The sequence below is a fragment of the Paenimyroides ceti genome, assembly GCF_030409925.1.
In genome coordinates this window covers 80,079-92,567 of record NZ_JAUFQU010000001.1, presented here as the reverse complement: position 1 = coordinate 92,567, position 12,489 = coordinate 80,079, and the positions used below count along the sequence as shown (strand labels likewise).

The window sequence follows — 12,489 nt, the reverse complement described above, 5'->3', positions numbered from 1 at the left end:
TTTGAAAGAACAACAGCAGGGATTATCAGTTGAAGAGGCGATGAAAAAAGCCGCCTATTTTTGCAGCTATCAGGAGCGTTGCCATAAAGAAGTACTGAATAAACTGAAAAATTTAGGAATGTTTCAGCAGGCAATCGATCATATTATGGTATATCTGATTGAGAACAACTATCTCAACGAAGAGCGCTTTGCTCGTAGTTTTGCAAGAGGAAAACACCGCATGAGTCATTGGGGGAAAAACAGAATTGTGCAGGAACTTAAACTCCGGGATATCTCTGACTATGCCATAAAAAAAGCTTTGAAGGAAGTGGAAGAAGAAAATTATGAAGAACACTTTCATCAGGTGGCAGAAAAAAAATGGCAAACTTTAAACGACAGCATTTTGAACAATAAAAAGAGAAAATTTATGGATTATCTGATCCGGAAAGGCTATGAATACGATTTGATTATAAAAAAATTAAACGAATTAATAAAAAACGAGCTTTAAATCAAGCTCGTTTTTTATTACATCATCGTGTTAATTCGGATGCTGGCTTTAATCAGCGCAATGGCAGTAACGGCTTCAACCGGAATATCCTTGGGTTGGTGATGACTATTCTGACTTGCCAGTTTCACATAAGCACTTCCTAAATCAGATTTTTGCACATATTTAACCGTTATATATTCTTCCCAGTTATCCATTTTGACGCTGAGCAAATACATTTCACCATAAAAGATACCCTCCATGGAAACTTCTTTATACAAAACGATGTCTCCGCTTTTCAGCAACGGATACATACTGTCTCCTGTAACAGTTATAGCTCCGTCGCATTTCGGAAGATTGGGAATTTTAATTGTGTCGAGAATGCGTCTGGGACTTTCACTGCTGAATAACTCTTTCAAACCTGCTGTTGCTTCAAAATCGTATAATGGTATTTCTTGCTCAACAACTACAGAATCTTTTGTTTTGCGGGCATTATCTATAATTTGAAGTGCTTCTGTTGTATCTTTTATCATGCTTCCATTACCCGTTATCAGCCATTCAGGATTGATTTCAGGATATACAGCATAAAATTTTTCTACAGTATCCATAGAAAGCCCACTTGATTTATCTAAAGTACCATTGGAAACTCCGGTTTGTAAATAAAATTTATTCTTACTGATTCCTTTAAATTCCAGAAACTGGAGAATTCTTTCTTTCTGTATCGATATTTTTTTCATGCTCTTTATTTTAAATGTCAAATGTTGCTCTCTCCATCCCAAACAAAAGTATGAAATATTTCTCAAAATAAAATATTTTCCTTTATAAATAAAATCCGCATAAACAATAAATTAACAACATATAAGACACTTCTTTACTTTTAAAAAATAGATTTATATCTAAACTAAAATATTATTTTTTAGAATTTTATCTATATATTTGTTTTGAAAAAACATCTTATATCATGAAAGAAATTATCCAAAACTTAGCTCTCATCCTCATTCCGAGTCTATCGACATGGCTCCTCACCAAAAGAAAAAATAAAGCCGAAATAAGAACTGCTGAAATAAAAGCGGAAGTAACAGCCGCAGAATTTTACAGGGGTTTATTAGATGATGCCATGAAACGGCTTAATGTAGCAATAACAACTATCGGAATTCAGGATCAAAAAATAAATAGTTTAAACTCTCATGTAGAATACCTCAAAGGAGAATTAAAAAAATATAAACAGCACAATGAAAAAACAGCATAAAATAACACTTAAATATGCTCCGATTATTATCTGAAAAAAGTTTTCATGTTCCATTTCAAATGAAATCAGACAACAATCCGACGGTAAATCATCAATCTGTTTCATCATTCCAAAGAGTATTTGTGTGACATTACCTTTCGATACAATGGATAAAAAAGTAAAACATCAGAAAAAAAACAAAGCAATTACCTATCTTAGATATATTGTTTAAAAAAACTACTATAAAAACGTAAGATTGGTATTAATTATAACAAGCAGTTAAACTAAAATCAAGTAAAACGAAAAAATAGTATCTTTACCTAATTTTTAATTTGATTTAAACAACGAAAGTTGATAAATATATTATGGCATGTACTAGTTGTTCCACAAAGTCGGATGAATCAGGTGCGCCAAAGGGATGTAACAGCAAAGGAAGCTGCGGAACGGATAGTTGCAATAAACTATCAGTATTTGATTGGCTTGCCAATATGCAATTTCCTTCTGGTTTTGAACCTTTTGATGTAGTTGAAGTACGTTTTAAAAACGGAAGAAAAGACTTTTATAAAAATACAGAAAAATTAACCCTCAGTATCGGAGATATTGTTGCTACAGAAGCAAGTCCGGGGCATGATGTCGGAATTGTAACCTTGACCGGAGAATTGGTCAAAGTACAAATGAAGAAGAAAAAAGTAGATCTCAATGGTCCTTTTTTAAAAATTTACAGAAAAGCCACACAAAAAGATGTGGACATCTGGACTGAAGCCCGGAATAGAGAAGAACCAATGAAGGTTCGTGCCCGTGAACTGGCTATAAAACTGGCGCTTGAAATGAAAATTTCAGATATCGAGTTTCAGGGAGATGGATCCAAAGCTACTTTTTACTACACCTCAAACGAGCGTGTAGATTTTCGTCAGCTGATTAAAGATTTTGCGCGTGAATTCAGTATTCGTATTGAAATGAAACAGGTTGGATTTCGTCAGGAAGCAGCACGTTTGGGAGGTATAGGCTCATGTGGTCGGGAATTATGTTGTTCTACATGGCTTACCGACTTCAGAAGTGTCAATACTTCTGCAGCCCGCTATCAGCAATTGTCTTTAAACCCGCAAAAGCTGGCAGGACAATGCGGAAAATTGAAATGCTGTCTCAACTATGAGTTGGACACTTATTTGGATGCTCTGAAAGATATTCCTGGAATTGATTCAAAAATCAGCACACAGAAAGGAGATGCTATCTGTCAGAAAATTGATATTTTTAAAGGTATCATGTGGTTTGCTTACCCAGAAAATTTTGCCAACTGGTATATGCTGGAAGCGCAACAGGTAAAGGAACTTATTGAGCTCAATAAAAAAGGGGAAAAAATATCTTCCGTGGAAGATTATGTAATAGAAAAAGAAGAAACGCTGCAAAACTTCCAAAATGTAGTAGGTCAGGACAGCCTTGCAAGGTTTGACCAACCTAAAAGAAAGAAAAAACCGGTACGCAAGAAAAAACCGGGTACAGAATCTGTTGCAGCTACACCAAACGCAAAAAAGCAGCCCGTAACAAAACAAACCCCTAATCAGAAGCCTTCTGGAAATCAGAATCAGCGACCTGAAAAAAACACCAATAATAATTCATCAGAAGGACAGCAAAAACAGAAAAAAAATGTCCGGTTCAATAAAAATAAAAACAATTCGCAACAAGCAAATCAAAACAAACCACGTCCACAAAGAAATGGAGATGCAGACAAAAATCAATAAACGTCTTTTTGCCTTGTTGGCTTTATCGATCTTTATCAGTTCGTGTAACGACAAGCATTTTTTTGATGAATTTCAGTCAACAGGCAGCAGCTGGAAACAGGATGATATAAAAAAATTTACATTTCAGCAAACAGATACAATCAGTTCGTATGATATGTTTATTAACATCAGAAATAACAGCAGTTATCCTTTTGGAAACATTTATCTGATCGCTAAAGTTTTTGCTCCTGACGGCAAAGCTCAGGTAGATACCCTGCAATATCAGATGGCTAATCCGGATGGTACTCTGCTTGGAAACGGTTTTACAGACACCAAAGAAAGCAAATTGTGGTTCAGGGAAAACTATCGCTTTAAGAAAGCAGGAGTCTATACCATAGAATTAGAACATGCTATCAGAAAAGTGGGAGATTCGGTAGGGGTTTCAGAACTTGAAGGCGTAACGGATATTGGATTTAGAATTGAAAAAAAATAAGAATTTCAAATAATGGAAAAGATTAATAATCAACAGAATAACGAAATAAAAAAATACCTGAAGCTGTTTTGGAAAGCATTTGCAGGTTTTCTTATTGCAATTGTACTGTTCTTTTTATTGGCCAGCTGGGGCGTATTTGGTGACATGCCTACTTTTGATGAATTGGAGAATCCTTCATCAAGTGTCGCTACCGAAATCATTTCAGTTGACGGAAAAACAATCGGAAAATTTTATTTAGAAAACAGAGTACCGGTCAAATATGAAGACCTTCCTAAACATCTGGTAGATGCACTTGTGGCAACTGAAGATGAACGTTTTTTTGAGCACTCAGGTATTGATGGAAAGGGAACACTACGCGCGATCTTTAAAGTAGGAACCAGTGGTGGAGCGAGTACCATAAGCCAGCAATTGGCAAAAAACCTTTTTCACGGCAGTTCAGGTTCTTCCAATATCATCAAAAGGGTTGTTCAGAAAGCAATGGAGTGGATCATTGCCGTAAAACTCGAAAGACAATATACTAAGGAGGAAATCATTGCTTACTATTTCAACACAGTTGATTTTGTCAGTAATGCTTATGGAATCAGTTCTGCTTCCAAGATTTATTTTAATAAGTCGCCTAAAGATCTTACCATTGACGAAGCTGCAATTCTTGTAGGTATGCTTCAGGCACCATCAAAATACAATCCTCGTTTTAATCCGGAACGTTCTGAAAAACGCAGAAATATTGTATTGTACCAAATGGCACGCAACGGATTTATCACAGAAGCAGAAAAAGCAAAATATCAGGCTGCTCCGATAAAAATAACGTATACTCCCGAAACGCATACACAAGGAGTAGGAACTTATTTCAGAGAATACCTCAGAGATTATATGCGCAAATGGGTAAAAGAAAATCCGAAAAAAGACGGATCTACTTATGATATCTACAGAGATGGTCTGCGTATCTATACAACCATTGATTCCCGTATGCAGCGTTATGCAGAAGAAGCGGTTCAGGAACATTTATCCAATCTGCAAAAAGAATTCTTTATTCAGCAAAAAGGAAATAAAAACGCTCCTTTTATAAATCTTTCAAAAGCAGAAAGCGAAAAGATCATAAACCGCTCCATGAGAAATTCAGAAAGATGGAAGCAAATGACCGAACAGGGTAAATCCGAAGATGAAATCATCAAATCTTTCGGAATTAAAACCCGTATGGAAGTATTTACATGGAAAGGTGAAAAAGATACCATTATGACACCTCGTGACTCGATCATCTATTACAAGCACTTTTTGCAAACAGGTATGATGTCAATGGAACCAATGACAGGAAATATCAAAGCCTGGGTTGGTGGTATCGACTACAAACATTTCCAATATGATCACGTTGCTCAGGGAGCCCGTCAGGTAGGTTCTACATTCAAACCATTTGTATATGCTACAGCTATGCAACAGTTGGGAATGTCTCCGTGTGATTCTATCTACGATTCACAGTTTACAATGCCAAAAGGCAGATACGGAATAAGTCAGCCATGGACTCCGAAAAATTCCGGAGGAAGATATTACGGTCTGGTAAACCTGAAATATGCTTTGGCGCAATCATTAAACACAGTTACTGCCAAGCTTATGGATCGTGTAGGACCTAAAGCTGTAATTGATCTGACACGCGAACTGGGTGTAAAATCAGATATACCGGCTTCACCAGCAATTGCTTTAGGTGCCGTAGAGATCACAGTAAATGATATGGTAGCTGCCTACAGTACATTTGCAAATCAGGGAGTGTATGTAAAACCTCGTTTTGTAAGCAAAATAACGGATAAAAATGGTGTAGTGCTTTATGAATCACAGTCAGAAACAAAAGATGTGATGAGTAAAGATATTTCTTATGCGATTGTAAAATTATTAGAGGGGGTTACTGAAAGTGGCTCCGGTGCCCGTTTGCGCTATACAGGAGCAGGTGGGGCAGGTTATCACCGTATGACAGGTTACCCTTATGCTTTCAAAAATCCGATTGCAGGGAAAACAGGTACTACTCAAAACAACAGTGACGGATGGTTTATCGGTATGGTACCGAATCTTGCTACTGGAGTTTGGGTAGGGAATGAAGATCGTGGAGCGCATTTCCGTTCTACTGTATACGGTCAGGGAGCAACAATGGCACTGCCAATCTGGGCAATTTATATGCGTAAATGTTATAAAGACCCTGATTTATATATTTCTACAGATGACTTTGACCGGCCAGCTTCACTAACAATCAATGTAGATTGCTGGAAAGGCGGATCACGAGTAGCCAATGATACACTTGGTGGTGTTTCAGGAAGCAAAAAAGACTCTTTGGCACCTCCTACTCAAAGCATTATAAAAGAATTTGACTTTTAAGGAATAATTTAAAAAAACGGCTGATTAATCAAGCCGTTTTTTTTATATTTATTCCCAATAATGATTTAACTAAAGTTATGATAAATAAAAAAGTAGCAAACGCTCAGGAAGCTTTGGCTGATGTAAAAGATAACCAAACCATTATGCTTGGCGGTTTTGGTTTGTGCGGTATACCGGAAAATTCTATTGCAGAATTGGTTCGTAAAAACACAACAGGTTTGACCTGTATTTCTAACAATGCAGGAGTAGATGATTTTGGCTTAGGATTATTGTTACAAAAAAGACAAATCAAAAAAATGATATCTTCTTATGTAGGAGAAAATGCTGAATTTGAGCGTCAGATGCTAAGTGGGGAATTAGATGTAGAATTAACTCCGCAGGGAACACTCGCTGAAAAATGCCGTGCTGCACAAGCTGGAATTCCTGCTTTCTTTACACCAGCCGGGTTTGGAACTGAAGTAGCTGAAGGTAAGGAAACAAGAGAATTCAATGGAAAGATGTACGTAATGGAAGAAGCTTATAAAGCAGACTTCGCCATTGTAAAAGCGTGGAAAGGCGACGAAGCAGGAAATCTTATTTTTAAAGGAACTGCGAGAAATTTCAACGCTTGTATGGCTGGTGCCGGAAAAATTACGATTGCTGAAGTAGAAGAACTGGTTCCTGTCGGTAGCCTGGATCCGAATCAAATTCATATTCCTGGTATATATGTAAAGAGAATCTTTCAAGGGGAGAACTATGAAAAACGTATTGAACAAAGAACAGTAAGACAAAAATAAAATGGCATTAGATAAAATAGGTATTGCAAAACGTATAGCAAAAGAATTACAGGACGGATTTTATGTCAATCTGGGAATTGGAATTCCTACGTTGGTTGCAAATTATGTTCCTGAAGGAATGAATGTAGAATTTCAAAGTGAAAACGGGGTATTAGGAATGGGTCCATTTCCTTATGAAGGCGAAGAAGATGCAGATTTGATTAATGCCGGAAAACAAACCATAACTACTTTACCGGGTGCGTCTTTTTTTGATTCGGCAACAAGCTTTGGAATGATTCGTTCACAACATGTTGACCTCACTATTTTAGGAGCAATGGAAATTTCAGAAAACGGGGATATTGCCAATTGGAAAATTCCAGGAAAAATGGTAAAAGGTATGGGGGGGGCCATGGATTTGGTTGCTTCAGCAGAAAATATAATCGTTGCCATGATGCATGTAAACAAAGCCGGTGAGTCCAAAATATTGAAAAAATGTACTTTACCGCTTACAGGAGTTGCTTGTGTAAAGAAAGTGGTAACGGAACTCGCTGTAATGGAAATTACTCCAAATGGTATAAAATTATTAGAAAGAGCTCCAGGAGTAAGTGTGGATGATATCATCAAGGCAACTGAAGCACATCTTATCATTGAAGGTGATATTCCTGAGATGGATTTATAAAAACAAAAAAAGCTATGAAAGAGAAAATTATTTTGCCGTTTTATCTAAGACTCACCTGTGTCTTAATAAGTTTATGCCTGATGACGTATATATCCATCGTTGGGCAATCCATATTGGTGCCTTTAGTAATTGGCTTTTTAGTAGCTATGTTATTGTTACCAATCTCCAATTTTTTTGAAAGAAAACTTCGATTTCCGCGTATCATTACTTCATTGATTTCGCCCATTCTATTTGTTCTGCTGATTGTAGGTGTAGGCTATTTTTTAGGAACACAAATCGCCCATTTCAAAGATGACTTACCTGCTTTTCAACAACAACTTACGACACTCTTCCACAATGTACAGGATTTTGTTTATGAGCATTTTGGCGTAAAACAAAGTGAACAATTAGAATATCTGACTGAAAATGCTGAAAAGACGGTAAAGGCAAGCACTGGTTTTGTCGGAAATGCTTTACTATCCATATCTTCTACATTGATGTCATCAACATTCGTATTTCTTTATATTTTCTTTATTCTGCTTTACAGAAGTCATCTGGTAAAATTTATTAAAGCCTGTTTCGGACAAAGCAATGAAGTTACGGTAATGAAAATTGTAAATGACATCCAGAAAATAATCAAACAATATCTGATAGGTCTGATGATACAAGTAGTTATTGTCACTACGCTCATGTACATTGCCTATCTGATCATCGGTATTAAATATGCGTTTCTGTTAGCAGCATTGGCAGGTATACTAAACCTTATTCCTTATTTAGGTATTTTTACAGCTACATCAATCGCGGCCATAGTAACATTAGCCACAGGAGAGCCTATAGACGCCCTATTTGCAATCATCGCTGTCATTGTGGTAAACTCTATAGATGGTAACATTATTACACCTAAAATCATTGGATCTCAGGTCCAGGTAAACTCATTTCTTGTTTTATTCGGAATCATTGTAGGAGAATCAATATGGGGAATTTCCGGAATGTTTCTGGCCATCCCATTATTGGCGATCAGCAAAATAATTTTCGATAATGTAAATGATCTAAAACCTTATGGATTTTTATTGGGTGAAGAAGGTGCCCCTGTACCTTTCTTTAAAAATACCTATGATCGATATCTGTATGGAATAAAATCTCCTGACGATCTGCCGGAAGATCTTCAGACAGAAGAACAAAATCATCAGGAATTTGATGAGAAAAATCAGATTGATACTGAAGAAAAAAAGGAAGATAACAAAGAGTCTTAAAGCCGTAGTAAAATCAATAGATTAATTCGGTTTACAGATAATAAAAAAAAGTCCCTGAGTAAATTGCTCAGGGACTTTTTTATTGATGCCATTCAACAGATAAGATCGCTATTTGAGCCTTTTGTCTTATTCATCTAACAACTCTGTTCAAACAGCAAAAAACAGCTTAAAAATGATGTTTAAAAAGTCTTATCTTTTGTGTATACCAACATTTCATGATACTGCTGTTATAAAAACTAAAAGATCCTGTCAGCTACTATTTGCAATCACCATAGAGAGACATTACATAACTTTATACATGCTATTACAACATCCCTATAAGCAGTATATATTCTCTTCTAATGCTACATAATAAAGACAGTCCAAAGCGATGCTTTTCATTTCATCACTTTATAATTATAAATCAGGTCTTATTTATACTTAAGTTTATTCCAAAAAAAAATCCTCAATCAGATTATGATTGAGGATTCAAAAGAAAGGCAGCGACATACTCTCCCACATTAAAATGCAGTACCATCTGCGCTATCGGGCTTAACTACTCTGTTCGGAATGGAAAGAGGTGAGCCCCGATGCAATAACCACCTTAAATCGGTATGACTTGCGTCACTATAAGTTAACATATATGAAATTCAAAACAAAAGACTTTTATACTATAAAGCAACTCCCAGAGCACATAAGCTTACGGGCTATTAGTACTACTCGACTATGACATTACTGCCTTTACATCTGTAGCCTATCAACGTGGTCATCTTCCACGACCCTTTAAAGAAATCTCATCTTGTGGTGGGTTTCGCGCTTATATGCTTTCAGCGCTTATCCCTTCCAAACGTAGCTACTCTGCGATGCTCCTGGCGGAACAACAGATACACCAGCGGTTTGTCCAATTCGGTCCTCTCGTACTAGAATCAGATCCACTCAAATTTCTAACGCCCACAGTAGATAGAGACCGAACTGTCTCACGACGTTCTGAACCCAGCTCGCGTGCCACTTTAATGGGCGAACAGCCCAACCCTTGGGACCTTCTCCAGCCCCAGGATGTGACGAGCCGACATCGAGGTGCCAAACCCCCCCGTCGATATGAGCTCTTGGGGGAGATCAGCCTGTTATCCCCGGCGTACCTTTTATCCTTTGAGCGATGGCCCTTCCATACGGAACCACCGGATCACTATGCTCTACTTTCGTACCTGATCGACCTGTATGTCTCTCAGTCAAGCTCCCTTATACCATTGCACTCTACGCACGGTTACCAAGCGTGCTGAGGGAACCTTTAGAAGCCTCCGTTACTCTTTTGGAGGCGACCACCCCAGTCAAACTACCCACCAAGCAATGTCCTCAACAACGTCGAGTTAGATCTCAAATAAGCAAAGGGTGGTATTTCAACAATGACTCCACAACGCCTGGCGACGCCACTTCATAGTCTCCCACCTATCCTACACATCACTTATCCAAGAACAATACTAAGCTATAGTAAAGGTGCACAGGGTCTTTTCGTCCCACTGCGGGTAATCGGCATCTTCACCGATACTACAATTTCACCGAGCTCATGGCTGAGACAGTGTCCAGATCGTTACACCATTCGTGCAGGTCGGAACTTACCCGACAAGGAATTTCGCTACCTTAGGACCGTTATAGTTACGGCCGCCGTTTACTGGGGCTTCAATTCAATGCTTCTCCGAAGATAACATCTCCTCTTAACCTTCCAGCACCGGGCAGGTGTCAGGCCCTATACTTCATCTTACGATTTGGCAGAGCCCTGTGTTTTTGATAAACAGTCGCCTGGACCTTTTCACTGCGGCCAGCATTGCTGCTGGCGACCTTTCTCCCGAAGTTACAGGTCTATTTTGCCTAGTTCCTTAGCCATGAATCTCTCGAGCACCTGAGGATACTCTCCTCGACTACCTGTGTCGGTTTACGGTACGGGTTCTTATAATCTATGTTTAGAAGGTTTTCTTGGAAGCCCTTAGGTACACTATCTCTTTGCCCGAAGGCTCCGAGTACTATCGCATTTCACCAAGTCTGACGCATTTGACTATCAAACCTATAGTTAGGTGCTTCAACGAACTATTCCGTCAGTTCGCGGTACTTTCATCACTCCGTCGCTCCATCACAATTATAAGAAGTACGGGAATATTAACCCGTTGGCCATCGACGTCCCCCTTCGGGTGTGCCTTAGGTCCCGACTAACCCTCAGCTGATTAGCATAGCTGAGGAAACCTTAGTCTTACGGTGTGCGGGTTTCTCGCCCGCATTATCGTTACTTATGCCTACATTTTCTTTTCTAAACAGTCCAGCAATACTCACATATCACCTTCTACCCAGTTTAGAATGCTCCCCTACCACTGTATATAAATATACAATCCATAGCTTCGGTAGTATGCTTATGCCCGATTATTATCCATGCTCGTCCGCTCGACTAGTGAGCTGTTACGCACTCTTTAAATGAATGGCTGCTTCCAAGCCAACATCCTAGCTGTCTGTGCAGACAAACCGCGTTTTTTCAACTTAGCATACATTTGGGGACCTTAGCTGATGGTCTGGGTTCTTTCCCTCTCGGACATGGACCTTAGCACCCATGCCCTCACTGCTGATAAGCATTTATTAGCATTCGGAGTTTGTCAGGAATTGGTAGGAGGTGAATCCCCCGCATCCAATCAGTAGCTCTACCTCTAATAAACTCTATCAGCGCTGCACCTAAATGCATTTCGGGGAGTACGAGCTATTTCCGAGTTTGATTGGCCTTTCACCCCTACCCACAGGTCATCCGAAGACTTTTCAACGTCAACCGGTTCGGTCCTCCATTTAGTGTTACCCAAACTTCAACCTGCCCATGGGTAGATCACACGGTTTCGCGTCTACCATTACTGACTATAGCGCCCTATTAAGACTCGCTTTCGCTTCGAATCCACACCTGAAGTGCTTATCCTCGCCAGCAACGGTAACTCGTAGGCTCATTATGCAAAAGGCACGCCGTCACCCAACGAATGGGCTCCGACCGCTTGTAAGCGTATGGTTTCAGGATCTATTTCACTCCGTTATTCACGGTTCTTTTCACCTTTCCCTCACGGTACTGGTTCACTATCGGTCTCTCAGGAGTATTTAGCCTTAGCGGATGGTCCCGCCAGATTCAATCAAGGTTTCACGTGCCCCGACCTACTCAGGATACCACTATCTATTACATCGCTTACCTATACAGGACTATCACCTTCTTCGGTCAACCTTTCCAGGTTGTTCTAATTCGCTTTGCATAAAATATTGTGGTCCTACAACCCCAATATTGCCGAAACAACATTGGTTTGGGCTAATCCGCGTTCGCTCGCCACTACTTACGGAATCACTTTTGTTTTCTTCTCCTCCGCCTACTTAGATGTTTCAGTTCAGCGGGTTTGCCCTCCTATCGGAGTAATACATCTTCAATGTATTGGGTTGCCCCATTCGGATATCTGCGGATCAATTCTTGTGTGCAAATCCCCGCAGCTTTTCGCAGCTTATCACGTCCTTCTTCGCCTCTGAGAGCCTAGGCATCCCCCATACGCCCTTATTTTGCTTATTGTGCTCTATATCTA

Annotated in this window: 9 protein-coding genes and 2 rRNA genes; 8 read left to right on the top strand and 3 right to left on the bottom strand. The window is 39.1% G+C overall.

Annotation, left to right across the window (positions count from 1 at the left end):
* The first annotated feature begins 1 nt into the window (after window position 1).
* The gene (locus tag QW060_RS00435) at window positions 2–487 is read left to right on the top strand and encodes a regulatory protein RecX (RefSeq protein ID WP_290361762.1); all 486 of its coding nucleotides are present in this window, start codon (window positions 2–4) and stop codon (window positions 485–487) included.
* 17 nt (window positions 488–504) lie between these two features.
* On the opposite strand, the gene QW060_RS00430 is transcribed toward QW060_RS00435, so the two are convergent.
* Complete coding sequence (locus QW060_RS00430) at window positions 505–1,200, bottom strand: S24 family peptidase (RefSeq protein ID WP_290361761.1); 696 nt, start codon at window positions 1,198–1,200, stop codon at window positions 505–507.
* Between the two features lie 224 nt (window positions 1,201–1,424).
* Between QW060_RS00430 and QW060_RS00425 the strand changes: the two genes are divergently transcribed.
* From QW060_RS00425 to QW060_RS00395, 7 genes are all read left to right on the top strand, one after another.
* Window positions 1,425–1,712, top strand: a complete 288-nt coding sequence (locus tag QW060_RS00425; protein ID WP_290361760.1) for a hypothetical protein — start codon at window positions 1,425–1,427, stop codon at window positions 1,710–1,712.
* A gap of 344 nt (window positions 1,713–2,056) precedes the next feature.
* On the top strand, window positions 2,057–3,430 hold the full coding sequence (gene ricT, locus QW060_RS00420; protein ID WP_290361759.1) for a PSP1 domain-containing protein: 1,374 nt from the start codon (window positions 2,057–2,059) through the stop codon (window positions 3,428–3,430).
* A complete protein-coding gene (locus QW060_RS00415; RefSeq protein WP_290361758.1) occupies window positions 3,336–3,902 on the top strand; it encodes a gliding motility lipoprotein GldH in 567 nt (188 codons plus the stop codon). Before ricT ends, QW060_RS00415 begins: the two co-directional genes overlap by 95 nt.
* Before the next feature lie 12 nt (window positions 3,903–3,914).
* On the top strand, window positions 3,915–6,260 hold the full coding sequence (locus tag QW060_RS00410; RefSeq protein WP_290361757.1) for a penicillin-binding protein 1A: 2,346 nt from the start codon (window positions 3,915–3,917) through the stop codon (window positions 6,258–6,260).
* A gap of 77 nt (window positions 6,261–6,337) precedes the next feature.
* On the top strand, window positions 6,338–7,036 hold the full coding sequence (locus QW060_RS00405; protein ID WP_290361756.1) for a CoA transferase subunit A: 699 nt from the start codon (window positions 6,338–6,340) through the stop codon (window positions 7,034–7,036).
* A gap of 1 nt (window position 7,037) precedes the next feature.
* Entirely contained in the window at window positions 7,038–7,694 is a 657-nt protein-coding gene (locus QW060_RS00400; RefSeq protein WP_290361755.1) for a CoA transferase subunit B, read from the top strand.
* Window positions 7,695–7,708: 14 nt separating this feature from the next.
* Window positions 7,709–8,926 (top strand): AI-2E family transporter, encoded by a 1,218-nt coding sequence (locus QW060_RS00395; protein WP_290361754.1) that lies wholly within the window; start codon window positions 7,709–7,711, stop codon window positions 8,924–8,926.
* A 474-nt stretch (window positions 8,927–9,400) separates the two neighbouring features.
* Here the strand turns inward: QW060_RS00395 and rrf are convergent.
* Together rrf and QW060_RS00385 are read right to left on the bottom strand one after the other, a co-directional pair.
* Window positions 9,401–9,512, bottom strand: a 5S ribosomal RNA gene (gene rrf / locus QW060_RS00390).
* Between the two features lie 82 nt (window positions 9,513–9,594).
* Window positions 9,595–12,476: ribosomal RNA gene (locus QW060_RS00385) — 23S ribosomal RNA — on the bottom strand.
* Window positions 12,477–12,489: the final 13 nt, after the last annotated feature.